This is a genomic window from Microbacterium sp. IEGM 1404, assembly GCF_030056775.1.
GTDB lineage: Bacteria > Actinomycetota > Actinomycetes > Actinomycetales > Microbacteriaceae > Microbacterium.
In genome coordinates this window covers 427,301-452,760 of sequence record NZ_JASHKP010000002.1, presented here as the reverse complement: position 1 = coordinate 452,760, position 25,460 = coordinate 427,301, and the positions used below count along the sequence as shown (strand labels likewise).

Annotated in this window: 20 protein-coding genes and 1 tRNA gene; 10 read left to right on the top strand and 11 right to left on the bottom strand. The window is 71.7% G+C overall.

The features are described from left to right. Positions 1-18 precede the first annotated feature (18 nt). The 8 genes from QM517_RS07880 to QM517_RS07845 all read right to left on the bottom strand — a co-directional run bounded on the left by QM517_RS07880 (position 19) and on the right by QM517_RS07845 (position 13,132). Positions 19-2,835, bottom strand: coding sequence for an alpha-L-rhamnosidase (locus QM517_RS07880; RefSeq protein WP_283286391.1), 2,817 nt, complete (start codon positions 2,833-2,835; stop codon positions 19-21). Next, entirely contained in the window at positions 2,832-4,346 is a 1,515-nt protein-coding gene (locus tag QM517_RS07875; protein ID WP_283286389.1) for a glycoside hydrolase family 43 protein, read from the bottom strand. Before QM517_RS07875 ends, QM517_RS07880 begins: the two co-directional genes overlap by 4 nt. Then, positions 4,343-5,467, bottom strand: a complete 1,125-nt coding sequence (locus QM517_RS07870; RefSeq protein WP_283286387.1) for a serine hydrolase domain-containing protein — start codon at positions 5,465-5,467, stop codon at positions 4,343-4,345. Before QM517_RS07870 ends, QM517_RS07875 begins: the two co-directional genes overlap by 4 nt. Beyond that, positions 5,464-7,740: a beta-glucosidase gene (locus QM517_RS07865; protein WP_303655524.1), complete on the bottom strand. Its 2,277-nt coding sequence runs from the start codon at positions 7,738-7,740 to the stop codon at positions 5,464-5,466. Before QM517_RS07865 ends, QM517_RS07870 begins: the two co-directional genes overlap by 4 nt. A 176-nt stretch (positions 7,741-7,916) precedes the next feature. Next, positions 7,917-8,753, bottom strand: coding sequence for an ATP-binding cassette domain-containing protein (locus tag QM517_RS07860; protein WP_283286381.1), 837 nt, complete (start codon positions 8,751-8,753; stop codon positions 7,917-7,919). Then, positions 8,750-10,612 (bottom strand): dipeptide/oligopeptide/nickel ABC transporter permease/ATP-binding protein, encoded by a 1,863-nt coding sequence (locus QM517_RS07855; RefSeq protein ID WP_283286379.1) that lies wholly within the window; start codon positions 10,610-10,612, stop codon positions 8,750-8,752. The genes QM517_RS07860 and QM517_RS07855 overlap by 4 nt, the downstream gene beginning before the upstream one ends. After that, positions 10,609-11,550: an ABC transporter permease gene (locus QM517_RS07850; RefSeq protein WP_077052474.1), complete on the bottom strand. Its 942-nt coding sequence runs from the start codon at positions 11,548-11,550 to the stop codon at positions 10,609-10,611. The genes QM517_RS07855 and QM517_RS07850 overlap by 4 nt, the downstream gene beginning before the upstream one ends. Positions 11,551-11,611: 61 nt before the next feature. After that, a complete protein-coding gene (locus tag QM517_RS07845; RefSeq protein WP_283286378.1) occupies positions 11,612-13,132 on the bottom strand; it encodes an ABC transporter substrate-binding protein in 1,521 nt (506 codons plus the stop codon). A gap of 183 nt (positions 13,133-13,315) precedes the next feature. Between QM517_RS07845 and QM517_RS07840 the strand changes: the two genes are divergently transcribed. The 4 genes from QM517_RS07840 to QM517_RS07825 all read left to right on the top strand — a co-directional run bounded on the left by QM517_RS07840 (position 13,316) and on the right by QM517_RS07825 (position 17,648). Continuing rightward, complete coding sequence (locus QM517_RS07840) at positions 13,316-13,981, top strand: TetR/AcrR family transcriptional regulator (RefSeq protein WP_077052472.1); 666 nt, start codon at positions 13,316-13,318, stop codon at positions 13,979-13,981. Next, on the top strand, positions 13,978-16,413 hold the full coding sequence (locus QM517_RS07835) for a glycoside hydrolase family 2 TIM barrel-domain containing protein (protein WP_283286376.1): 2,436 nt from the start codon (positions 13,978-13,980) through the stop codon (positions 16,411-16,413). Before QM517_RS07840 ends, QM517_RS07835 begins: the two co-directional genes overlap by 4 nt. Positions 16,414-16,554: 141 nt before the next feature. Further along, the gene (locus QM517_RS07830) at positions 16,555-16,983 is read left to right on the top strand and encodes a YdeI/OmpD-associated family protein (protein ID WP_278102625.1); all 429 of its coding nucleotides are present in this window, start codon (positions 16,555-16,557) and stop codon (positions 16,981-16,983) included. 50 nt (positions 16,984-17,033) lie between these two features. Further along, a complete protein-coding gene (locus tag QM517_RS07825) occupies positions 17,034-17,648 on the top strand; it encodes a hypothetical protein (RefSeq protein WP_283286373.1) in 615 nt (204 codons plus the stop codon). Positions 17,649-17,670: 22 nt separating this feature from the next. On the opposite strand, the gene QM517_RS07820 is transcribed toward QM517_RS07825, so the two are convergent. Further along, positions 17,671-18,246 carry a TetR/AcrR family transcriptional regulator gene (locus tag QM517_RS07820; protein ID WP_202400782.1) on the bottom strand — a complete coding sequence of 192 codons (576 nt, stop codon included), beginning with the start codon at positions 18,244-18,246 and terminating at the stop codon, positions 17,671-17,673. Positions 18,247-18,334: 88 nt separating this feature from the next. On the opposite strand from QM517_RS07820, the gene QM517_RS07815 reads away from it, so the two are divergent. Continuing rightward, positions 18,335-18,775 (top strand): tautomerase family protein, encoded by a 441-nt coding sequence (locus QM517_RS07815; RefSeq protein WP_283286370.1) that lies wholly within the window; start codon positions 18,335-18,337, stop codon positions 18,773-18,775. A 9-nt stretch (positions 18,776-18,784) separates the two neighbouring features. Here the strand turns inward: QM517_RS07815 and QM517_RS07810 are convergent, their stop codons facing one another. After that, the gene (locus tag QM517_RS07810; protein ID WP_283286368.1) at positions 18,785-20,251 is read right to left on the bottom strand and encodes a helix-turn-helix transcriptional regulator; all 1,467 of its coding nucleotides are present in this window, start codon (positions 20,249-20,251) and stop codon (positions 18,785-18,787) included. Between the two features lie 270 nt (positions 20,252-20,521). Between QM517_RS07810 and QM517_RS07805 the strand changes: the two genes are divergently transcribed. From QM517_RS07805 to QM517_RS07790, 4 genes are all read left to right on the top strand, one after another. Next, the gene (locus QM517_RS07805; RefSeq protein WP_283286366.1) at positions 20,522-20,677 is read left to right on the top strand and encodes a hypothetical protein; all 156 of its coding nucleotides are present in this window, start codon (positions 20,522-20,524) and stop codon (positions 20,675-20,677) included. Beyond that, complete coding sequence (locus tag QM517_RS07800) at positions 20,674-21,852, top strand: low temperature requirement protein A (protein WP_283286364.1); 1,179 nt, start codon at positions 20,674-20,676, stop codon at positions 21,850-21,852. The genes QM517_RS07805 and QM517_RS07800 overlap by 4 nt, the downstream gene beginning before the upstream one ends. A gap of 30 nt (positions 21,853-21,882) precedes the next feature. After that, a complete protein-coding gene (locus tag QM517_RS07795) occupies positions 21,883-22,995 on the top strand; it encodes a flavin-containing monooxygenase (RefSeq protein WP_308208902.1) in 1,113 nt (370 codons plus the stop codon). A 233-nt stretch (positions 22,996-23,228) separates the two neighbouring features. Next, positions 23,229-23,525 carry a hypothetical protein gene (locus QM517_RS07790; RefSeq protein ID WP_077052466.1) on the top strand — a complete coding sequence of 99 codons (297 nt, stop codon included), beginning with the start codon at positions 23,229-23,231 and terminating at the stop codon, positions 23,523-23,525. Between the two features lie 124 nt (positions 23,526-23,649). On the opposite strand, the gene QM517_RS07785 is transcribed toward QM517_RS07790, so the two are convergent. After that, positions 23,650-23,722 (bottom strand) — tRNA-Arg (locus tag QM517_RS07785). Positions 23,723-23,868: 146 nt separating this feature from the next. On the opposite strand from QM517_RS07785, the gene QM517_RS07780 reads away from it, so the two are divergent. Next, complete coding sequence (locus QM517_RS07780; protein WP_077052465.1) at positions 23,869-25,365, top strand: L-serine ammonia-lyase, iron-sulfur-dependent, subunit alpha; 1,497 nt, start codon at positions 23,869-23,871, stop codon at positions 25,363-25,365. Positions 25,366-25,460: the final 95 nt, after the last annotated feature.

Here is a 25,460-nt window from a genome sequence, read left to right as displayed (position 1 = left end):
GGGTCTCCGGTTCGGGGGTCAGGCGGCGCCGGTGGCCGCGCGGACGGCGCGGTCCACGCGGTCCAGGACGTCGGGCGGGGTGAACATGAGGGCGCTCGCGAGCGGACGCCCCGCGGCCCACACGGTGTCGTCGCGGACGGCGCCGAGACGTTCGGGGGCGACCTCGGTGAGCGTGTCGAGGAGCGCGGCGTAGGCGCGCGGATCGTCGATGACGGCGGCCAGCGACGCCTCGAGCCCCGGGAGCGGGGGAGCGGTCGGGGCCGTGGGCACGGTCACCGTCCACTCGTGCGTTCCCGATCCCACCGTCGCCGGCGCGGTCGTCCCGTCGGCGGGGATGCCGGGGAGATCGACCTCCGCGGTCGTGTTCGGCGGCACCACGACGGTGATGCGGACCACTTCGCCCTCGCGTCGCCACCCCACCGAGGCCGTGCCGTAGGGCGTCTCGTGCCGCGCGGAGGCATGCTCCAGCGTCGCGAGCGGGCGCGGGGCGATCCGGAGGCGACGGTAGCCCGGCGCCGCCGGGGCGAGGCCCGCGACGGTGCGGTGCAGCCAGTCGGCCACGGCGCCCAGGGCGTAGTGGTTGAACGAGGTCATCTCACCCGGGTTCACCGACCCGTCGGGCAGGAGGCTGTCCCAGCGCTCCCAGACGGTGGTGGCGCCCATCGTGACCGGGTACAGCCAGGACGGGCACTCGGTCTGCAGCAGCAGCCGTTCGGCGGCGGCGAGATGGCCGCCGTCGCTCAGCGCGTCGGCGACGAGCGGTGTGCCGACGAAACCGGTGCCGATGCGGTACCCGCCCTCCCGGACGAGGGCCGCGAGGCGGCCGGCCAGGGCGTGGCGGGTCTCGGGGTCCTCGACGAGGTCGAACGTGAGCGTGAGCGCGTACGCAGTGGGCGCGTCGCTCATCATGCGGCCCGCGGGCGTGACGTACTCCGCCACGAAGGCGCGCCGGCCGCGCTCGGCCAGGTCGCGGTACCGCTTCGCGTCGGCGTCGTGCCCGAGGAGGGCGGCGGCGTCGGCGACGAGCCGCAGCGACCGCGCGAAGCACGCGGTGGCGACGATGTCGGCATCCACCTTCGCCTGGCCGGGCTTGTCGGGCGGGGCTGCCGGGTCGAGCCAGTCGCCCAGCTGCATGCGGCCGGCCCATAGTCCGCTGTCTCCGGCGTCGCGGCGGACGGCCTCGACCCAGGCCCGCATGCTCGGGTACTGCGCCGCGAGCACCGCGCGGTCGCCGTAGCGTTCGTGCAGCACCGACGGCACGACGGTGGCCGCGTCGCCCCAGGCGGCGACGGGCCCGCCGCCGGCGAAGGACGGCAGCGCCGCGGGGATCACGAGCGGGACGACGCCGTCGTGGCGCCCCTGCTCGAGGGCGAGATCGCGCAGCCACGACGTGAGGAACCCGGCGCTGTCGTACAGGAAGCTCGCGGTGGGCGCGAACACCTGCAGATCACCGGTCCATCCCAGGCGCTCGTCGCGCTGCGGACAGTCGGTCGGGATCGACAGGAAGTTCCCGCGCATGCCCCACACGACGTTCTCGTGGAGCCGGTCCAGCAGCCCGTGCGACGACGAGAACCAGCCGGTGCGCACCAGGTCGCTGTGCAGCACGACGGCGTCGACATCGGTGTCGGCGACATCGATGCCCTCGATCTGCGCGTAGCGGAAGCCGTAGAAGGTGAAGCGGCTCTCGAGCACGTCGTCACCGCCGGAGAGGACGAAGGATGCCTCGGCCCGAGCGTTGCGGAGGGGACGCAGGGCCAGTTCGCCGGCGTCGAGCACCTCGGCGTGGCGGATCGTGACGCGCGTTCCGGCTGCGCCGCGGACGCGGACGTGGAGGCGTCCGACGAGGTTCTGTCCGAAGTCGAGGATCGTGCCCCCGGACGGCGTGGGCAGGCGCGCGGCCACCGGCAGCGACTGGATGCGCCGCACAGGCGGAGCGATGCGCGCCTCGGGCGTCGGCACCGTTTCGTACCCCGGGCGGGCGACGGCGCCGACGCGGGCGGGGGCCCAGCGCGCGCCGTGCGAGACGCTCTCGCCGGCGCGACCCAGGTCCTGCTCCTCACCGGCGTAGATTCCGCTCGCGCGGACGGGGCCGTCGGGGGAGGCCTCCCATCCCGGGCCGGTCGCGGCGAGGGTTTCGGTCGTGCCGTCCTCGTACGTCACGCGGAGCTGCGCGAGGAACGACGGCTGGTCGCCGTAGACGCGGTCGGTGAACGTGAAGAACCCGTACTTCTCGGTGTACCAGGCGCCGGCGAGCGTCGCGCCGAGCACGTTCTCGCCGACCCTGAGCAGCGCCGTGACGTCGACGGTCTCGTGCACGAGCCGGTCGCGGTACGAGGTCCATCCGGGCGAGAGCACGTCGTCGCTCACGGGCGTCGCGTTGATCTCGGGCTCGGCCGCGCCGAGCGCCGTCCAGAACAGCAGCGCCCGGCGCACCGGACGCTCGAGCCGGAAGGTGGTCCGCATCAGGGCAGGCTGGGCCGCGGTCACGGGGTCGGCGAGCCCGACGGGCGCCGCGATCCACTCGTCCGCGTCCAGGAAGCCCGCGGCGACGGCGAGCGGCGGGCTCCACGGGCTGATCGCGCCGGCGCTGTCGGTGACGCGCACCCGCACCTCCCGCTCCTCGCCCGGGGTCAGCGGGCGGAACGGCCAGTCCACGAGCACCGACTCCCCGCCCGCGAGCGCGACCGTGTCGACGCCGTCGGTGAGCTCGGCGCTGCTCTGACGCCAGTCCGGCGTCGCGGTCCGTACGCGCCACGACAGGCGCGGGAGCGTCGTCGCGACGAACGGGGTGTCCTCGCGCAGATCTGCGTGGACGGCGACCTCGACCGTGCTCATGCGTCGTCCCCCTCGGAGGTCCAGTGCGCGGCATCCACTCTGCCCTCGCGGGCGTAGACGCCCACGACCCGGCCCGTGAAGGATTCCGCCGTCTCCGACGACAGGAACCGGCCGTCGACCTCGGCGAGATCGATGCGCCGGCCGTCGACCGTGGCGGCGAGGTGGAAGACGTCGCTCGTGCGGGCGAACCCGCGCTCGATGTCGGGGCGGCGCGACTCGATGTGCAGGGTGACGCGGTCGGTGTCGACGGATGCCGCCCACTCCTGCACCAGGCCGGCGACGTTCGCGCGGGCGACGACGCGCCCCGCGCCCGCCTCGACCTCGACGTGGAAGTCCTCGTCGTAGCGCACGGCGAGGCCGCCCACCCCGGCGGTGCAGTCGAGGTCGACCGAGGTCGACTGGGTCAGATGCTCCTGGCGGCGTCCCACGAACACCGGGCGCGGGTCGTCGAGGCTCGAGCCGTCGCCCCGCAGCACCAGCCAGCCCGGGCGGGTCGTCAGGTCGGCGAGCTCGGTCGGCAGTCGGCGGGGCGTGATCCACTCGTCGTCCAGCGGAATCTCCGGCGAGAACGTCACGTCCACGCGCGTCCCGGGGCGCGGGCTCAGGGCGACGGGCTCCATCGTGGGCCAGCCGTCCGCGTGCCACTGCACGCGGGTGACGAACGTCTCGCGGCCGAGCGCCGAGAACGCCCGCGTCATGCTGCGCGGGCGGACACCGAGCAGCACGCACAGCCACTCGCCATCGGGACCGATCACGAGATCGCCGTGACCGGTGTTCTGGACCGGGCGGATCGTGGATCGCGCCGACACGATCGGGTTGGCGGGGCCGGTCTCGAACGGGCCTTCGGGACGATCGGCGCGGGCGATCGAGACACCGTGTCCGCGCTCGGTGCCGCCTTCGGCGATGAGCAGGTACCAGCGCCCGTCGATCTCGTACAGGTGGGGCGCCTCGGGGAACTGCCCACCGGTGCCGGACCACAGCGACCGCGGTTCCTCGAGCGCGCGGTGCGTGTCGAGGTCGACCCGGGCCTGCAGGATGCCGAGGTGACGTCCCGCCTCCTCGCCGCCGAGGATCAGGCCCGAGTACGTGATGATGGCGACGCCGTCGGCATCCCACGCGATGTCGGGGTCGATGCCGTCGAGCGAGGCCCGGCCCTCGGAGTCGGTGATCAGGTCGCCGTCGCTCCACGGCCCCGCAGGATCGGTCGCGGTGAAGTGCAGCATGCCCCGGCCCATGGCGTCCGTCACGACGAGGTGGAACACGCCGTCGCGGTGCCGCAGGGTCGGCGCCCACGCGCCGCCCGCGGTGCGGACGTCCTCGACGCCGAGCTGCCCCGGACGCGTGGCGACGTGGCCGATGAGCTCCCACGTCACGAAGTCGGTGGAGCGGTGGATCGGGATGCCGGGCAGGTACTCGAACGTGGAGGTCGCGAGGTACCAGGTGTCGCCGACGCGCACCGCGGAGGGGTCGGGGTGGAAGCCGGGGACCAGGGGGTTCGGGTAGTCGGTCATGCGCCTGTCCCCAGGACGCGGCCGATCTCCGCCGCGAGGGAGACGGCGCGGGGGTCGCCGCCGCCCGGCCAGGGGCCGCGCACGATCGTCCACGCGAACGCGACCCCGCTGTCGGGATCGACGCACGCGAAGCAGCCCGCCGCGCCGTCGTGCCCGAAGGCCCGGGGTCCGCCGAACGGCATCGCGGCGGACGGCTTCTGGAAGACGATCGCGTGGGCGCGGTCCGGCTGGCCGAGGACCTCGTCGAATCCGCGGACCTGCTGCTGCCCGATCGCCGCGACCGTCTCGGTGGAAAGGAACGGTGCACGCCCTTGGACGCCGGTGACCGCGGCGGCCAGCAGCCGCGCGATCCCGCGGGCGCTGCCGGTCGCCGAGGTCGCCGGGTGGCCGTAGCCCCAGCTGCGGCGGTCGTTCGCCATGTCGACGCTGGAGCGTCCCGGGCCGAAGACGAGCGCCCCCAACGGCGTCGGCTGCCGCTCGCCGGGACCCGTCGCGGGCGGAACCATCGGCAGGACGTCGACGCGGCGCGGTTCCTGGTCGGCGGGGAGGCCGAGGAAGAAGTCGATGCCGTGCGGGGCGCGGATCTCCTCCTCGTAGAAGGCGTGCAGGCTCCGGCCCGTCACGCGCTGCACCAGCTCGGCACCGAGCGTGCCGATCGTCACGGCGTGATACCCGAAGGCGCTCCCCGGATGCCAGAACGGCACGCTCGCGGCCAGGCTCGCGGCGGCCGCGGGCTGGTCGAGCATGTCGAGGAAGTCCAGGGCCGGCGTCGCCTGGGGGAGGCCCGCCTGGTGCGACAGCAGCTGACGCACCGTCACGGTCGCCTTGCCGGCCGCGGCGAATTCGGGCCAGTACTCCGCGACGGGCGCGTCCAGATCGAGGAGCCCCCGTTCGACCAGGAGGCCCGCGGTGATCCCGATCGTGTTCTTCGACACCGAGTACGGCACGAGGACGCTGTCCTCGCGGAGGTGCGGTCCGCCCCACACGTCCAGCACGGGGGTGCCGTGGTGGAACGCCGCGGCCTGGAACGACAGGTCGGGGTCTGCGGCGAGGGCAGCCGCCAGACGGTCGCCCGCGGCGGTGAGCCGCGGGTCGACGTGACCCCGCAGGAGTCCCGTCACGCGCCCGCCTCCCACTCGACGCTCAACGGCGTCTCCACGACGGAGGCGCCGACGCGCAGCGTGAACACGCCGGACTCGACCTCCCAGCCGTCGTCCCAGTGCGCGAGTCGACGCGCGGGAACACCGACGCGGACCGTGGCGGTCTCCCCGGCCGTCGCGCGGACGACGCCGAAGCCGACCAGCCATCGCGCGGGGCGGTCGACCGCGGAGTCGGCGCGTTCGGCGTACACCTGCACGACCTGGCCGCCCGTGCGGGCACCCGTGTTGGTGAGGGTGACGACGAGATCGTCACCGTCGCGATCGACGGCGTCCCACGACCACGTCGTGTACCCCAGGCCGTAGCCGAAGGGGAACGCGGGGCGGACCTCGGAGCGCAGCCACGCGCGGTACCCGATGTGGATCCCCTCGCTGTAGCGCAGCACCCCCTGGTCGGGTGTCACGTCGAGCACGGGGACATCCGCGAGCGCCGCCGGCCACGTGGTGGGGAGGCGTCCGCCCGGCTCCGCGGCGCCGGTGAGGACGTCGGCCAGCGCCGTGCCGAACTCCTGGCCGCCGAAGTAGCCCTGCACGATCGCGGCGACGTCGTCCGCCCACGGCAGCACGACGGGAGAACCGGCGTTGATGATCACGACGGTGCGGGGGTTGGCGGCCACCACCGCGCGGACGAGGTCGTCCTGACGCCCGGGGAGGTCGAGGTTCTCGCGGTCGTAGCCCTCGGACTCGACCTTGGAGTTGGTGCCGACCACGACCACCGCGACATCGGCTCGGGCGGCGGCGGCGGCCGCGCGGGCGATGAGCTCGTCGGCATCCGTGTTCTCGGGGGCGATGCCGAGCGTGACGCTCATCGCCCCGGGGATGCCGCCCTCGGCGCGGTCGAACTCGGCGCGGACCGCGATCTCCCGTCCCGCTTCGACCCGCACGGGCGCGGTCAGCGACGGCGGGTTGAGGAACGCGGCACCCAGGTCGGTTCCGTCCACGACGGGGGAGTCGTCGAGGACGAGCTCTCCGTCCACGAAGAGGCGGCCGGGATTGGCTCCGGCGAAGCCGAGCTCGATGTCTCCGGTCGTCTCGGGGGTGTACACGGTCTCCAGGACGACGGTGCGCGACTGCGCGATCGGCGCGTCGCCGCCGAACCACACCAGGGCGGTCGCCCGGCGGTCCTCGGCGTACAGCTCCCCGTCGTCGCCGAGGAACGTCACCCGCATTCCGGGTCCGCCGGTCACCGGGTTGCGCAGCTGCGCGAGCGGGATCTCGGCCACGCCCTCCTGCACGACGGCGCCGAGCTCATAGGTGACGCGGTCGGGTCCGTAGGCGCGACGCAGACCCTCGAGCGGCGAGACGATCCGCTCGGGGACGACCGTCGCGCTGCCGCCGCCCTGCGTGCGGGCGTCCCGCGCGTTCTGCCCGATGACCGCGAGGGATGCCACGGCGGCGGGTTCGAGGGGCAGGATGCCGTCGTTCGCCAGCAGGACCGTGCCCGCGACCGCCGACTCACGCGCGAAGGCCGTGGCATCCAGGGGAGCGGGCTCGATCGCGGGGGCGTCGCCGAGGGCGCCGACGCGCTCTGCGAGGAGCAGCATGCGCAGCACCTTGCGGTCGAGGTCGGCCTCGGGGACCCGCCCGTCGCGGACGGCGTCGGCGAGATCCGCCCACGCGGGGGCGGGTCCGGGCATCGCGAGGTCCTGCGACGCGGTGGCGGCATCCAGCGACCGCACCGCGGTCCAGTCGCTCATGACGACGCCGTCGAAGCCCCACTCGGAGTTCAGCGGCGTCTCGAGGAGGTCGTTCTCGGTCATGGTCACCCCGTCGACGGAGTTGTACGCGCTCATGATCGACCAGGCGCCGGCTTCCACGGCGCGTTCGAAGGGGGCGAGGTAGAGCTCGCGCAGCGCGCGCTCGTCCACCTGCACGTCGACGGTGAAGCGGTCCGTCTCGGAATCGTTCGCGACGTAGTGCTTCGGGGTGGCGGCGACGCCGTTGTCCTGCAGTCCGCGGACGTACGCGGCGCCGAGCTCGGCGGAGAGCTCCGGATCCTCGCTCAGGCACTCGAAGTGCCGGCCGCCCAGCGGCGAGCGGTGCAGGTTGATGGTCGGGCCGAGGACGACGTCGACGCCCTTGCGCCGTGCCTCGGCGGCGGCCGCCGCGCCGTAGCGGTAGGCCAGTTCGACGTCCCACGACGCGGCGAGGGCCGAGCCGGACGGCATGTTCAGCGAGGGCTCGCGCTCGTCCCACCGGGGGCCGCGCACCCCGGCGGGGCCGTCGGACAGGGTCATGGCCCGCAGGCCGATCTCGGGCACCGGAACGGTCGTCCAGAAGTCGGCGCCCTGCACGAGGGCCGCCTTCTGGTCGAGGGTCAGCCTCTCCAGGAGGGGGAGGAGGTGGGCGGTCGCGGGCGCGGCGACAGAGGGCAGGGTCACGATGATCTTTCCGGGTGCGAGAGGGACGACGGTCAGGATGCCGAGGAGGCCAGGAGTGCGCGACGGGCGGCGCGACGCTCCTCCTGCCGGTCGGGGTCGGGGACGGGCGCGGCCATGAACAGGCGCTGCGTGTACGGGTGCTCGGGTCGCGAGGTCACGCGTTCGGCGGGGCCGGTCTCGACGATCTCGCCCTTGTACATCACGGCCACACGGTGACTGATGTGGCGGACGACCGCGAGGTCGTGCGTGACGAACAGGTAGGCCACTCCGGTGCGGTTCTGGATGTCGATGAACAGGTCGAGCACGCGCGCCTGCGTCGACAGGTCGAGCGCGGACACCGGCTCGTCGCACACGATGAGCTTCGGCCGGAGGGCGAGCGCCCGGGCGATGGCGATGCGCTGACGCTGGCCGCCGGAGAACTCGCGGGGGAGGCGGCTGCGCGCGTCGGACGGGAGCCCCACCTGATCGAGCAGGTCGCGCACGCGAGAGCGCGCCTCGGATCCCGCGACCCCCGACGCCGTCAGCGGCTCGGCGAGGATCTGCTCGATCGTCATCGAGGGGTTCAGCGACGAGTACGGGTCCTGGAAGACGACCTGGATCTCGGAGCTCAGCGCGCGGCGTTGGGCGCGGCCGAGGTGCGAGATGTCGCGCCCGTCGTAGGTGACCGTGCCGTCGCTGACCGGGGCGAGCCCGAGGACCGCGCGACCCAGCGTCGTCTTGCCCGAGCCGGACTCGCCGACCAGGCCCATCGTCTCGCCGGGCAGGATGTCCAGCGACACGCCCTTCAGGGCGCGGAAGGGCTGGGCGCGGAATCCCTTGCCCGGGTACTCGACGACCAGGTCGTCGACCGTGAGCAGCGGAGCGGTCATGCCCGCACCCCTTCCTCGGCGCCCAGCGGCGGCCGTGCCGGACCCTCGTCGAGGATCGCGTCCAGCAGCGCCCGCGTGTACGGGTGCTGCGCTTCGGTGAAGATCGCCCGGACCGGGCCCTGCTCGACGAACACGCCGTTCTGCATCACCGTCACGCGGTCGCAGAGGTCGGCGACGACGCCGAAGTTGTGCGTCACGAGCAGCATCGCCATGTGCCGCTCCTTCTGGAGGTCGCGCAGCAGCTCGAGCACCTCGGCCTGCACGGTGACGTCGAGGGCGGTGGTCGGCTCGTCGGCGATGATCAGTTCGGGATCGGTCGAGACGGCGCCGGCGATCAGCACGCGCTGCGCCATGCCGCCGGAGACCTCGAACGGGTACGCGTCGAAGGTGCGGGCAGGGTCGGGGATGCCGACGCGGGCGAGCAACGCCAGGGCGCGGTCGCGCGCCTCCTTCTTCGACAGCCCGAGGTTCTTGCGCAGGGGCTCGACGAGCTGGCTCCCGATCGTGAAGGCCGGGTCGAGATTGCTCATCGGCTCCTGGGGGATGTAGGCGATGCGCTTGCCGCGCACGCCCGCGTAGATCTTCTCGTCGGCGTCGGCCAGTTCGGTGCCGTCGAAGAGGATCGAGCCCGCCGTGACCGATCCGCCGCGGGGGAGGAGGCCGAGGACGGCGAAGGCCGTCTGCGACTTGCCGGAACCGGACTCGCCGATCAGGCCGTGGACCTCGCCCTTGCGGACGTCGAGCGAGACGCCGTGGACGACCTCGATGTGGGAGCCGTCCGCCTGGTCGTACCCCACGTGCAGGTCGCGGACGCGCAGGAGCGTGTCGGTGGCCTTGCTGCGGGTGTCGTCGGCGTGCACGATCACGTCGCTCTCCACGATCGGGAGCTCGTCCGGGTCGAGGATGTCGCCGCCGCTGAGGGAGACGGAGGTGGTGACGGCGGCGATCGAACCGGTCCGGCTCGACACCGCACGACGGCGCCGGCGGCGGACGGTGACGGTGCGCTCCAGCTCGTCGCGGAGGACGTTGGCCAGGAGTGTGAGGGCGATACAGGTGAGGGCGATCGCGAGCGAGGGCCAGACGAGGCCGGCCGGGTTCTTGTAGATGTTCTTGAACGCGTCGGTGAGCATCGAGCCCCAGGTCGGGACGTTGGCGTCGCCGAGGCCGAGGAACTCGAGCCCGGACTGGATCGCGATCGCGATGCCCGAGACGATCGCGGCCTGGATGATGATCGGCGCCCGCACGACCGACAGCACGTGCCGCCCGATGATGCGCGTGTCGCTGAGGCCGGAGACGCGGGCCGCGTCGACGTAGAGCTCGCCGCGGACGGCGGTCACCGAGGCGAAGACGAGACGGAAGAAACCGGGCGAGAGCAGGATGCCGAAGATCACCATCGACAGCCATACGGAGGGGCCGAGGACGGCGCGGGCCGCGAGCAGCACGACGATGCCCGGGAGGGCCATGGTCAGTTCGGTGACCCACGTCGCGACGGTGTTGAACCAGCCCTGGTAGTACCCGGCGATGAGGCCGCTGACCACGCCGATCAGCACGGCCACGACCACCGCGACCAGGGCGGCGGCGATGCTCGTCTGCGTGGCGGCCAGGAGGCGCGACAGCACGTCGCGGCCGCTGCCGTCGGTGCCCAGGAGGTGCGCGGAACTCGGCCCCGACAGGATGTTGCGGATGTCGGCGAAGTTCGGATCCTGCGGGGCGATGAGCGGGCCGATGAAGGTCAGCACGGCGACGATCGCGAGGAAGATCAGCGAGACGAGCCCGACCGGACGGCGCACGAGCCGGCGGAACAGGGCGACCCGGACCGGGGCGACGGGGACGGCGGGAGGGACGGCGATGGCGGTCATGCGAGTCGCACCTTCGGGTTGAGGGCCGCCTGGGCCAGGTCGATCAGGAGGTTGACGACGACGACGATGATGGCGAAGGCGATCACGAGTCCCATGACGACGGGGATGTCGCCGAGGGTCGTCGCCCGGACGCTCAGCTGACCCATGCCGGGGATGGCGAAGATCTGCTCGACGATGACGGCGCCGCCGAGGAGCCCGACGAACTGCACCGCGAGGACGGCGAGGGCGGGGCCGCCGGCGTTGCGGAGCACGTGCTTGTAGACGACGGAGCGTTCGCTCAGGCCGCGCGAGCGGAGGGTCCGGACGTAGTCGCGGGAGGTGGCGTCCAGGACGGAGCCGCGGACCTGCTGCGCCACGGTCGCGATCGCGCCGATCGAGAGTGCCGTGATGGGGAGGATGACGGAGGAGAGCCAGCCGCTCACGGAGGTCGTGAGCGGTGTGAAGCCCGTGGCCTTGAACCAGCCGAGGTTCACGGCGAAGACCAGGACGAGGACGAGGGCGATGAGGAAGCCCGGGACGGCGAAGCCGACGAGCGAGAGGAACTGCACCGTGGCATCCACCGCTCCTCCGCGTCGGGCGGCGAGGACGCCCAGCAGTACGGAGAGGATGGCCGACACGAGCGTGGCGCCGATGACGATCGAGAGCGTCACCCCGAGGCGGCCGGAGACGCTCGTCGAGACGAGCTCGCCGTTGAACCAGCTCCGACCCAGGTTCCCGGTCAGGGCGGAGGTCACCCAGTCGGTGTACTGCGTCCACAGGGGTCGATCGAGCCCCAGTTCCGCGGTCTTCTTGGCGACGGTCTCGGCGGTGGCCTGCTCCCCCAGGATGCGGCGGGCGATGTCGCCGCCCGCGGCGTAGAGGAGCGTGAAGGCCAGCAGCGAGATGACGGCGACGAGGACGACGCCGGACAGCAGCCGGCGCACGATGAATGCAAGCATGTGTGGTCCCTCGGGGCGGACCGGGCCCACCCGGTGAGTGCGGGTGGGCCCGGTCGGCGGGTCAGTTCTTCGGCGAGAAGTCGAAGATCGACGGGTAGGCGTTGGTCGGCCAGAACTCAAGGTTCGTGTTCGGGTCGGTGGCGAAGGTGCCCTGGACGCGGAAGAACGGGGCGAACCAGGCCTGGTCGACGAGGTACTTGTTGAGCTCCTTCAGCGCGGCGTCGGACTCGGCCTGCGAGCCGGTCTGGATCGTCGAGATGAGCGCGTCGACTTTCGGGTCCTCCGACTTGAAGGGGTTGAAGGTGGCGTTCGGCGCGATCATGAAGTTGATCAGCTGCCAGTCCGGGTTCTGCTCCAGCGCCATCCAGGTCGCCGGGAACTTCGGGGCGAGCATGTCGGCGATGAAGTTGGCCGCGCCGGGGTCGGTGTAGTTCACCGTGATGCCGATGTCGGACAGCTGCTGGGCGACCAGGTCGAACGTCTGCTGGAACGCCGGGGTGGTCGGCATGTTCAGCGTGAAGCCGTTCGGGTAACCGGCCTCGGCGAGAAGCGCCTTCGCGCCGGCGGGGTCGTAGGCGTAGGTCGAGTCCAGCGACGCGTCGTAGGCGACGGAGGTCGCGGGGAACACCTGCTCGGTGACGGTGCCGTAGCCGGTCTGCAGCGACTGCAGCAGGGCCGCGCGGTCGAAGGCCATGTTGATCGCCTGGCGCACCTTGACATCCGCCAGCTCGGGCGCCATGGTTCCGGCGCGGTCGAGCAGCAGGAGGCCCTGGAAGTCGAGCTCGTTGGACTCGATCGTCCAACCCGCTCCCTCGACCTCGGTGATCGTGTTGTTGTCCGCGATCTTCGCGCCGTTGAGCTCGCCGGCCTTGATGGCGTTGATGGTCGCCGTGACGTCATCGAAGACGTTGATGGTGAGCTTGTCGTACTTGACGGCGTCCTTGTTCCAGTAGTTCGGGTTCGCCGTGTAGTTGTAGGTCGTCCCGGTCACCGAGGAGGCGGTGTCGAGGATGTAGGGGCCCGAGCCGATGGGGTTCGTCGACACGTCAGGGTTGTCGAAGGAGGACGGAGCCTCGACGAGACCGGGGGCGATGGAGAGCAGGTTGATCAGCGAGGGGTCCGGCGCCGTCTGGGTGATCGTGACCGTCGTGGCGTCGGGGGCAGCGAACGTCTTGCCGGCCAGGGTCGCCGCCTGCGGCGAGGTGCCGTCGCGGAACCGCTCGAGGCTCGCGACCACGGCGTCGGCGTCGAGCGTGGTGCCGTCCGAGAACGTCACGTCGTCGCGCAGAGTGAGGGTCAGAACGGTGTTGTCGTCGTTGTACTCCCAGGCGGTGGCGAGCCACGGCTCGATCTCGCCCTGGGAGTTCTTCTGCAGGATCGTGTCGAACACGGCCTGGAAGAACGGGCTGCGGTTGCCGTACTCGGCGCCGGCGCCGATGTCGTAGCTGGTCGGCGCGGCGATGGCGCCGAGCGTCAGCTGCGCGCCTCCTCCGTCGCCGCCCCCGGTGTTGTCACCGGCGCATCCGGTCAGTGTCAGCGCTGCGGCGACGGCGAGGGCTGCTGTGGCCTTCCATCGGAACATCCTTGTCCTCTTCTCTCTGGCGGGGCTCGGGTGAGTGGCCCTGCGGCGAGAAGCTAACACCAAATCCGAGTGCCCGCTAGATTTTTGCAGCAAAAAACTAGCGACCACTAGAAATTCGTTGTAGAACGGTTCGTGAGAGGGCTCCCACCCGACGATCGGTCCGGTGGGCGTTACGGTGATGCGATGACGGAGACGACGCAGACTCCCCGCCGACAGCGGGGCGAGTATGCGAAATCCGAGGCGACCCGGCAGGCGATCCTGGATGCCGCGCTCGAGGTCTTCGCCGAGGCCGGGTATCGCTCGGGGTCGCTGCGCGAGATCGCGCAGCGGGTCGGCATGAGCGAAGCCGGTCTCCTCCACCACTTCCCGCGCAAGAGCGCGCTCCTGCAGGCGGTGCTCGACCATCGCGACGAACTCGCCCGGTCGATCGTGGACTTCACTTCGGACGACGGCGTCGAGACGCTCCGCAACCTCGTCGACCTCGCCCGACACAACGCCTCCGTCCCCGGAGTGGTGGAGCTGTACTGCACGGTGTCGGCGGAGGCCACCGCGCCGGACCACCCGGCTCACGACTACTTCCGCCGCCGCTACGAGCAGGTGCGCCTGAGCACGCGCGAGGCGTTCGAACGCATCCAGGCCGCCGGACGGCTCGCCCCGGGGCTCGACCCCGGCCGCGCGGCCGTCGCCACGATCGCCCTCATGGACGGACTGCAGGTGCAGTGGCTCCTCGACCCCGCATCCACCGACATGGCCGAGGCGCTCGCCGAGTACTTCCGGGGCTCGATCCGCGGATTCGATCTGACCGCACTGGAGGACCTGCTCGACACGGTGGCCGAGGACGCTCCGTGATCCGCGAGCCCCTGCTCCACGGCTGGACCGTGGGGCCGAAGCTCGGCGCGTTCGAACAGCGCGACGCGGCCACCGCGTTCGTCCCGGTCACGCTCCCGCACGACGCCCTGCGCGACCTCCCGCGCGATCCGGGCAGCCCGCAGGGGGTGACGTCGGGGTACTACCCGGGCGGTGTGTTCGAGTACGTCCACGAGCTCGACGTCCCCGAGGAGTGGCGCGAGAAGACGGTGCTGCTGGAGTTCGAGGGCGTCTACCGCGACGCCGTCGTGTTCGTCGACGGCGACCGCGCGGCGCACGAGGCGAGCGGCTACGCGGCCTTCACCGTGCGGCTGGACGCGTACCTCCGCTTCGGCCGCACGAACCGGATCACCGTCGAGGCCCGCGTCCACAAGGACTCGCGGTGGTACACGGGAGCCGGCATCCACCGTCCGGTCCACCTCGTCGTCGCCGATCCCGTCCACCTGGCCCTGGATGCCACGCGCATCGTCACGTCCGATGTCGACGACGAGCGCGCGATCGTCGCCGTCTCGTCGGTGGTCGAGAACGAGACCCGCCACACGCGGACCGTCCGGGTCCGATGGGAGGTGACCGCGACCGACGGCGCCGTCGTCGCCACCGGCGACTCGCCCGTCTCGGTGCTCCCGGGCGAGCGCGCGACGGCGCGCCAGCGCCTCACGGTGCGCGATCCGCGCCGCTGGGGGATCGACGACCCGCAACTGTACGGTCTGCGCACGACGCTCGTCGAGGACGGTCGCGAGACGCCGCTCGACGCGGAGACGCTGACGTTCGGCATCCGGACCCTCCGGCTCGACCCCGTGCACGGTCTGCGGATCAACGACGAGAGCGTGACGCTCCGGGGCGCGTGCGTGCACCACGACAACGGGCCGCTCGGGGCCGTGGCGATCCCCGCGGCCGAGGACCGCCGGATCCGGTTGCTGAAGCAGGCCGGGTTCACCGCGATCCGCAGCTCCCACAACCCCGTGAGCCGCGCGATGCTCGACGCCTGCGACCGGCACGGCATGGTCGTCATGGACGAGCTCGGCGACGTGTGGACACGGGCGAAGACCGGTTTCGACCACTCCGTCGGGTTCGCCGATCACTGGCGTCGCGACGTCGAGGCGATGGTGGTGAAGGATGCCAACCACCCCAGCGTCGTGCTGTACTCCATCGGCAACGAGATCCTAGAGCTCGCCGGTGCCCACGGCGCGATCTGGAGTCGGCGCCTCGCCGAGGCCGTGCGCGAGCTCGACGGCACCCGCTTCGTGACCAACGGCATCAACGGGATCATCGCGAATCTCGACCGCATGGGCGAGGCGATGGCCGAGGCGCAGGCTTCGGACCCCAACACCCTGATGGCGACCATGGGCGAGCAGATGGCGCTGCTGAACGCGTCGGATCTCGTGACCGCGTCGATCGAGGAGTCCGCGGCCGTTCTCGACGTCGTGGGCTTCAACTACGCCGACTCGCGGTACGCACTGGATGCCGAACTGTTCCCGAACCGCGTGATCGTCGGCTCGGAGACGTTCCCCGAGCGCATCGGCGCGTTGTGGCCGCTCGTGTCGAGCCAGCCCCACGTGATCGGCGACTTCACCTGGACCGGCTGGGACTACCTCGGCGAGGCGGGGATCGGACGCGTGGACTACGCGGATGAACCCGGCTACACCGACACCGACACCGGCACCGCGGGACCGTACCCGTACCTCGCGGCCGAGTCCGGCGACCTCGACATCACCGGTCACCGCCGGACCGTCTCGTTCTTCCGCGAGATCGTCTACGGTCTGCGCCGGGAACCGTTCATCGCGGTCCATCCGCCCCGCCACCACGGTCGGCCGACCGCGGTGACGCCGTGGTCGTGGGACGACACGGTCGCGTCGTGGACCTGGGGCGTCGCCGCGGGCGCCCCCGTGAGCGTCGACGTGTACGCCGACGCCGACGAGGTCGAGCTCTTCCGCGACGGTGCGTCGGTCGGCGTCGCTCCCGTCGGAGCGGTGCGCGAGTACACCGCCCGCTTCGAGACCGAGTACGTTCCGGGCGAGCTCGTCGCGATCGCTCGACGCGGCGGCGTCGACGTCGGTCGGACGTCGCTGCGCACGGCGGCGCCCGCGGTTGCGCTCACCGCCCGGGCGGAGGCCGACAGGATCGCCGCCGATCCCGACGCATTGGGGTTCGTGCGGATCGCCCTGGAGGACGCCGAGGGCATCGTGCCGTGCGATCGCGACGTGCGCGTCACCGTCGAGGTCGACGGTCCCGCGGTGCTCGCCGGCCTCGGTACCGGCCGCGCGGCGACGGAGGAGCCGTTCTCCGCGGCATCCGTGACGCTCTTCCACGGCCGTGCACTCGCGATCGTCCGGCCCACCGGCCCCGGGGAGATCCGCATCCGGGTCTCGGCGGAGGGGTGTCACGACACCGCGGTCGGCATCCGAGCCGAGTGACCCCGGATACGACAGAAGGCCCCCGAGTACTCTCCGAGGCCCTCCGCAACGAATCAGACCCTACGCAGGCGAACGGTTCGTGACCCGGGGATTGCCAAACCGGCGCTGTTGGCCTAAGCGAGTCTCTGCCACACTCGCCGGATGAGGTTCGAGACGACGCTGCTGCAGATGGGCAACAACACCGGCATCGAGGTGCCCCCCGAGGTGGTCGAGGGGCTGGGCGGCGGCAAACGCGCCGCGGTCACCGTCGACGTCAACGGGTACGTGTACTCCAGCACGATGGCCGTGATGGGCGGACGCCAGCTGATCCCCTTCTCGGCCGACAAGCGCAAGGCGACGGGTCTCGCCGGTGGCGACGCGATCACGGTGGAGCTGACGTTGGACACCGCCGAGCGGACGGTGGAGCTCCCCGACGATCTGGCCGCGGCGCTCGCCGAAGCCGGGGTGCGTGCGGCGTTCGATGCGCTGGCCCCGAGCACGCGCAAGGCGCACGCGGGAAGCGTGGCCGAGGCGAAGGCGCCCGAGACGCGCGCCCGCCGCATCGGTAAGATCGTCGCCGCTCTGACCTGACCGCGGACTCGGCCGCGCGCCTCGGACGGTAGCCTGGAGCGGGAGGTCGCGTGGGCCGGACGAAGGATGCCATCGCCGAAGGGCTGTCGATCGCGACGGCCGCGGCGCGGCTCACCGTACGCAACCGCATCCTGGTCGAGACGATCGCCCGCGGGGGACACTTCGACGGCGAGGTCTTCGCCGAATTCGCCCGCGAGACCCTCCGCGCCCTCGCCGCCGAGCAGGACCAGGCCGCCGATCGCGTGACCCAGCAGCGCAAGCGCGCCTGGGGGCGTTTCTCCGACTCATCGGGCACGCACGACTACCGCGACCGCGACACCCGCAACCTCCGGCGCCGCGCCCGTCAGTCGCACGGTGTCGCGAAGGAGCTGCGCGCGTTCGCCGACGACCCCGAGCGCGTCGACGCCCTCGTCGCCGCGGCCCGCGCGGCCGCGTGGGGCGACGTCGAGGCGAACCTCTCGAAGCGGCTCGACGTCGAGGGGATGACGGCGGATGCCGATCCCGACTACGCCACGATGCGTCGCGCGCGCATGGACGCGCTGCGCATGGTCGACCTCGCGCGTCTCGCCTCGCAGGCGAAGAAGCGGGCGAAAGAGCAGTCCGCGGCGGCCGGTGACGAGGCGGAGGCTCCGGCACCGAAGAAGAAGAAGTCGACCTCGGCCTGAGCCCGCGGCGTCCCGCCCGCGGTCAGCTCGCAGCGAGGGCCCGGATGTGGCTCTCCAGGCCGCGGGCGGCGGCATCGAAGGGGTCGATGGCGCGCTGGGCCCGGCTGAGGACCACCGCCCCCTCGCTGCCCGCGATGAGCAGGGTCGCCGCGCCCTGCGCGGCATCCGCGGGGATCCCGCCGTCGGTGAGGAGTGACGCCAGGGTGTCCGTCCACTCGCGGAAGACGTTCGAGGCGGAGTCGAGGAGATCGGTCGAGACGGTGGCCACCGTCACCGCGGTCGCGGAGCACCCGATGCGGAAGTCCGCCTCGACGAGCAGGTGCCGCCACATGGCCAGGAAGCCGGCGGCGACCTCTTCGGCGGGGCGCCCGCGGAGCTGCTCGAGGCGCGCGCGCAACCGGTCTCCGGCGGCTTCGACCGCGTGACGGACCAGTTGATCCTTGCCCTCCGGGAAGTGGTGATAGATGGAGCCGCGCGGGGCGCCGGTGAGTTTCAGGACCTCGGAGAAGGAGGTCTCCTGCAGCCCGCGCTCGGCGAGCAGGCGCGCGGCGCCCCCGATCATCGCCTCTCGCGGACTCTCTTTCCCCCTGTCGACCACTTGGAGAGTATATGTCCGGGTCTTGACTATGACGGGCGTCATACATAACACTAGCACCGCATCCGTTCCCCGAGTCAGGAGATGACCCATGCCCATGATCGACGTGTACGCGACCGCCGGAACCTTCCCCGATACGCACGCGCTGGCGCGGACCCTCGCGACGACGCTGATGCGGATCGAACAGGTCCCCGACATCCCGATGTTCCGCGAGAACACCGCCGCGTTCGTCCACGAACTGACCGACGACCGTCTCTCCAACGTCGAGGGGGAGTCCGCCTACGTGCGCGTCCAGGTGCTGACGAACGCGGGCGCGCTGGACCGCGAAAAGCAGGTCGCGGTGGTCGAGCAATTCACGCGGATCGTGGCGGATGCCGCGGGAGACCCGTCGCTGACGGCCCGGACATGGGTCCTGTTGACCGAGGCCGTCGACGGCGGGTGGGGGTTGGGGGGTCGTGCCCACACGAATTCGGAGCTCGTCGACGCGGCGCGCGCGCAGATCGCGCAGCTGCAGGCCGGTGGTCCCGCCTGACGGCACGGATCACGACGGCCGCGCCGCGCCGCCGAATCCGATGTCGTCCAGGAGAAGGATCAGCTCGGTGCGGGAGCGCACCCCGGCCTTGCGGTACACGGCCCGGGTCTGGGTCTTGATGGTGTTCACGGACACGTGCAGCTCGATCGCGATCTCGCGCATCGTGGTGCCCGCGAGCAGGGCGCGAGCCAGGACCTCTTCTCTCGGGCTGAAGGCGGGGATGGCCCGTGCAGCGCGTCGTGGGGCCGGGGTGAACGTCCGGGCGTCCCGGACGCGCTGCGACAGACCCGCCGCCGCTTCCCCCGCTCGGGAGAACAGGGTGTCGGTCTCGCCCGGGGGAAGGAGGAGCAGGTCCACGATCGCTCCCGTGCTCAGCGCCGTGTGGACACCGTCCGCGAACATCGCGTCGGCCGCCTGCGCGTGGCCGAGCCGGTGCAGGGCGACGGCGCGGTTCAGCGACACCGAGGTGAGGGTCCTCAGCGCGTGCTGATGGCCCATCCGCAGACATCCGTCGGTGGCGCGGAGGCATTCGCGCCACCATCCGATCCCGAGGTACGCGGAGGCCCGGACCGACTCGAGACACACCACGTGGCCCGCGGGGGAGGATCGCTCGTGAAGCACCGTCAGCGCGCGCAGGTGGTCGCCGCGCGCGATGAGCGTGCGAGCGGTGAGCGTGGCCGCCAGCGCCCGCAGGACCTGAGGGAAACGGTCGTACGCCGTCGCATGCAGGATGCTCGTCGCTTTCGCCGACGCCTCGTCGACGCGGCCGTCGAGGAGGTGAGCGAGCGCCGCCATCAGGGTCGCGGCGGCTTCGGCGGTGTCGTGGACGGGGGATCGTCGACGCAGCGTCTCGGCGCAGTCGCTCAGAACCCGCGCGTCCGCCTCGGCGGCGGCGAGCACGGCGCGCGTGTAGACGACGAGTCGTTCGACGCGGGCCGCCGGGCTCGGCGACGCGCCGTCGATGAAGCGTCGGGCGTGGCCGGACTCCCCGTTGAGGGCGCGCGCCAGTGCGGCGAGGGCGCCCGCCTCCTGCTGCATGATCTCGTCGGGGTGCTCGCCGAGCGCCACGCGGGCATTCTCCGCGGCGTTCAGAGCGCGGCGCAGCGAACCGCCGGCGAGGGAGATCTCAGCGACGATGAGCCAGCCCCAGGCGCGAGCCCGGGGTTCGATCCCCGCGTGGGTGGACAGCGTCTCCCACGCGACCGCGGCGAGGGCCGACGCGGCGGCGTCGTAGGACCCCGCCGAGGCGCGGGCGCCGGCGATGGCTGCGGCCGCGTACCACCGTTCGGCGCCGGAGAGCCGCGCGATCACCGAGGTCGGGGTTCGCGCGAGGGTCGCGATGACGGCTGCCGGGATCCGGTCCGGCTCGTGGCGGAGTGCGAAGACATGACGGGATGCGACGACGACGTCGCGGAGGTCGGTGCGCGTCGCACCGGAGGGGGACACGTGAGGGTCCATCGGCTCGGACAGTGACATCGGCTCTCCCCTCGGGTCGACGGGGCCGGCATGCGGGAGCCCCGTCACCACAGGGGAGTGCGGTCGGCACCGAAGGTGACGCGGCGACGGCGATTCCGTGTCCGACATCGCGTATCACCCACGAATTCACCCGCTTCGACCGACAAAGGGGCCCCGGTGGGCCGACTCGGCCGGATGGTCGCGTGTAGCTTTCTGTCGCTGCGTGTCGAACGCGCCGCCGCCGGAGCCGCGTCCTCGGGTGGTGATCACTCCCCGTTCCGGAGGACCCCGATGACACCCGTCTCCGTTCCCCTCGTCGTCCAGCGAGCCGTCGACGCCATCAACGCCGGCTCCTGGCGCAGTCGCGTGTTCACGGGGGAGTCCACCGGCATCGTGACCGCCGTGCGCGACCGCATCGGTTCGTTCCGCATCCCGCCGCACGCATGAGCGGCTCGATCCTGGCCCGCGCCGGCCTGGTGCGGATGACGGGGCGCGACCCGCATCAGCATCACCGGGTGGCGAGCCCTCTCGAGCTGTTCTTCGACCTCGTCTTCGTCGTCGCCGTGTCGCAGGCGTCGCAGAACCTCCACCACGGTGTCGTGGAGGGGCACGCGGCGTCGGCGACGCTGACCTACGCGATGGTGTTCTTCGCGCTGTGGTGGGCGTGGGTGAACTACACCTGGTTCGCCTCGGCGTTCGACACCGACGACTGGCTGTACCGGGCGATGACGATCGTGCAGATGGGCGGCGTCCTGATACTCGCCGCGGGTGTCCACGACGCGATGGTCGAGGGTCGCTGGGATACCGTCACCTGGGGCTACGTGGTCATGCGTCTGGCCATGGTGGGGCAGTGGGTGCGGGTGGCCCTGTCGGATCCGTCTCGGCGGAGGGTCGCGATCCGCTTCGCGGTGGGCATCTCGATCGTGCAGCTGCTGTGGGTGGCGCGCATCGCGTTCCCTCCCGAGGTGCAGTTCTGGACGTTCTGGCCGGTCATGATCCTGGAGTTCCTCGTGCCGGTGTGGGCGGAGCGCGTGCAGGGGACGCCGTGGCATCCGCACCATGTCGCGGAGCGCTACAGCCTCTTCACGCTGATCGTGCTGGGGGAGAGCCTGCTGGCGTCGGCGAACGCCATCATCGACGCGCGCAACGCCGAAGGGCACTCCGGCGATCTCGCCGTCCTCGCGATCGCGGGTGTCGTGCTGGCAGCGGGGATGTGGTGGACCTACTTCTCGCGCGAGCAGGGCGACGGGCTCGGTGCCGGGCGTCGGGCGTTCACGTTCGGGTACGCGCACTACTTCGTCTTCGCCGCCGCCGGTGCGGTGTCGGCGGGGATCGAGGTCGAGCTCGACCTGATCACCGGAGCCGCGGAGCACCTGGATGCCGGTACCGCCTCGCTCGCGCTGACGATCCCGGTCGCGGTGTTCCTGGTGGCCACGTGGGCGGTGCTCCTGCGCGGGCGGATCCCCGCGGCCGCCTCGGCGCTGTTCCTCGCCGCCGCGGCGCTCGTGCTCGCCTGCGCGCTCCTGCCCGTGGTCACGGTCGTCGGCACCGCCGTCGCGGTCGTTCTCGCGGTCGTCGTGCTCGAGTACCGGCGCAGTCGCGACCGGCTGAGCCGCCCCTGAGCGGATCCGCGCCAATAATCGAGCGTGGGCATTTCCGCGGAAGACCGGCGTCGCGCGAGCGTCGTCGTCATCGGCGCGGGTCAGGCAGGCTTGTCCGCGGCGTACCACCTCGCCCGGGCCGGATTCGTGAGCGCGCTGGACCCCTCGCGCGACGGGGACGGGCCGTCGTTCGTGGTGCTGGATGCCGAACTCGCGGCGGGCGGTGCCTGGCGGCACCGATGGGAGTCGCTGACGATGGCGACCGTGAACGGGATCTTCGACCTCCCCGGCTTCCCGAAGCCGGCGATCGATGAGTCGGCGCCGAGCCGCGACGCGGTGCCCGCCTACTTCGCCGCGTACGAGCAGCACCTGCGGCCGCCGATCGTGCGCCCGGTGACCGTGACCGCGGTGCGTTACGCGGATGCCGACCCCGACGGCGACCTGATCGTGGAGTCGACGTCGGGGGTGTGGGAGACGCGCGCGGTCATCAACGCGACCGGAACGTGGAACAACCCGCTGCTCCCGCACTATCCCGGCCAGGAGACCTTCCGCGGTCGGCAGTCGCACACCCGCGACTACGTCTCGCTCGAGGAGTTCGCGGGTCTCCGTGTGGCGATCGTGGGCGGAGGCATCTCCGCGGTGCAGCAGCTCGAGGAGATCTCCCGGGTGGCGACCGTGTTCTGGTACACGCGGCGGGAACCCGTGTTCTGGGAAGGGGACTTCACTCCCGAGACGGGGCGGGAGGTCATCGCGAAGGTCGTCGCCGACGTCGAGGCGGGAAACCCCTCGGGGAGCGTCGTCTCCTACACCGGACTGTCCTGGCTGCCGTATGCGGTCGCGGCTCGGGAGCGCGGAGCCCTCGTGCGTCGCCCGATGTTCACCGCGATCGAACCCGACGGGGTGCGGGAGGCCGACGGGTCGTTCACCCCGGTCGACGCGATCCTGTGGGCGACGGGGTTCCGTCCCGACCTCGGGCACCTCGATCCGCTCCGGCTGCGGAACGAGCGCGGGGGGATCCAGCTGACGGGCACCCAGGTCGCCGTCGAGCCGCGCGTGCACCTCATCGGGTTCGGACCGTCGCAGTCGACGGTGGGCGCCAATCGCGCCGGCCGCGACGCGGTCCGCGCCCTGCGGAAACGGCTCATCACCGCCGACGCGATCTGAGGCCGCCCGCTACCAGGACGCCGGTTGCCTGGCTATGGTGCGCGGCCGGAGGGTATTCCCGCGGCGACTTCGACGCCCGCAGCAAGCCGGCTTCCCCGAGCCGTGTCGCGAACAGCTCGCCTCGAGGTCGTCGGTGCGACAACTCGCGCTACGTCAAGCCCACTCGGTCGGCGCCACCGGTCCGTATGGTCGTCACCGTCGCGCGAGGCGGAGGGGGCGGGGTCGATGCCGCTATGACGTGGGTCTGGGTTGCGAGCGTGGTGATGGGGCAGAGCGTGTACATCGCCGGGATGCTCGATTACCACCGACGGAATCCGACCGATCGCGTTCCGTTTCTTCACCGTCCCGAGAGACGCTTGCGGGCATTCTTCGTGGTGGGGATCGGGTTCACGGTGTTCGGGGGATTGATACTCGCCCACGGCGTCGAGAACGGCTGGCTCAGGGCCCTGACTGTATTCGCCTGCTTCGTGCCTTCGCTGCTCGCGCAGGTGGGTGTGAATCTTCGGGTGGCCACGCTCCGCCGGCGCTGATCACGCGACCGTAGCTCGCGACCGCGTCGGGGATCCGTGCCGATGTGCGGTCCGAGTGTGCAGGTGGAAACAACAACGGCCCCCGCCGAAGCGGGGGCCGTTGTTTCACTGTCTCAACACAGTGTGCGCCCGAAGGGACTCGAACCCCTAACCTTCTGATCCGTAGTCAGATGCTCTATCCATTGAGCTACGGGCGCAGGGCCTCCGCGCGAAACGGCGCGCAGGCCGTGGTCCAGCATAGACGGAGAACCGGTGGAGGTCTAATCGGCGCCGACGGCACGGCATCCCGGGCGTGGCGCGCGGGTGTCCGGACGGTGACGGGGGCGCGACGTACGCTGTTCCCATGAGCGCCTACGTCTCGGCGTTCGAGTTGTTCTCCATCGGAGTAGGACCCTCGAGCTCCCACACGGTCGGCCCCATGAGGGCCGCCGCAGAATTCGCCGCACGCCTGCGTTCCACCCGGACGCTCGATCGGGTGGCATCCGTCTCCTGCGCCCTGTACGGATCGCTCGGCGCGACCGGTATCGGGCACGGCACCCCGGATGCCGTGGTCGCGGGCCTCCAGGGGCTCGAACCCGAGACGGTGGATCCGGATGCCGTGCGCCGGGCCTGGTCGGACTGGCCCGACGGCCGGGAGCTCGCCCTCGCTGGGAGCCATGGCATCCCGTTCTCGAAATCCGACATCGTGCTCGCGCCGCGCACGCGCCTGCCCGGCCACCCGAACGCGATGACGCTGTTCGCGCGTGACGCCGACGGCGCGATCCTCGCCGACGAGACCTACTACTCGGTCGGCGGCGGGTTCATCCGCCGGGAGGGCGAGCCGCCGCGGGTCGCCGCCGCTCCCGTGCCGTTCCCGTACACCGACGCCGCGTCGCTGATCGCGCTGTGCGACGAGCACGGCATCACGATCGCCGAAGCCGCGCGCCGCAACGAGGAAGCACTGCGCTCCGACGAGGAGATCGCCGAGGGACTGGACCGGATCTGGGATGCCATGGCCTCCTGCGTCGACGCCGGTCTGCAGCACGACGGGGTGCTCCCCGGCATCCTTAAGGTCAAGCGCCGGGCGTCGGTCATCCGCGGACAGCTCGAGGCGATCGAGGCGGAGGGGCACCGCGAACTCCCGGGGGAGTGGCTCGGCGCGTTCGCCCTCGCGGTGAACGAGGAGAACGCCGCCGGAGGGCGCGTGGTGACCGCTCCCACGAACGGTGCCGCGGGGATCCTCCCCGCGGTGGCGATGTACTGGTGGCGATTCCTGGCGGATTCCGGACTCGGTGTGGGCAATGCCGTCACCCCGCACGGCGAGTTGGTCGGGAGCGCGCTGCTCGGCTTCCACGGTCATGCCGCCACGCGGGACGAAGCCGCCGGGTGGGACGACGCGCAGGTGGCCGAGGCCAATCGCCGCCGTGGCATCCGTCGCTTCCTCCTGACGGCGGCGGCGCTGGGGTCGCTGTTCAAGAACAACGCGTCGATCTCGGGTGCCGAGGGTGGATGCCAAGCCGAAGTCGGCTCCGCGTGCGCCATGGCCGCGGGAGGGCTCACGGCGGTGATGGGCGGCACGAACCGGCAGATCGAGAACGCGGCCGAGATCGCGATGGAACACCACCTCGGTCTCACGTGCGACCCGGTCGGCGGTCTCGTGCAGATCCCGTGCATCGAACGCAACGCGATCGCGGCCTCGACGGCCGTCACCGCCGCGCGCCTCGCGCTGCGCGGCGACGGCACGCACTACGTGTCGCTCGACACCGTCGTGGAGACGATGCGGCAGACCGGCATCGACATGTCGACGAAGTACAAGGAGACCAGCGAGGGCGGCCTCGCGGTCAACGTCATCGAGTGCTGACGCGCGGGTGGTCGGCGTCGTCCCCGGGCTTCCGTGTCCAAGACACGCCGATGCCATCGGCGCCGAACGGCGTGTCTTGGACACTCCACGGCGGA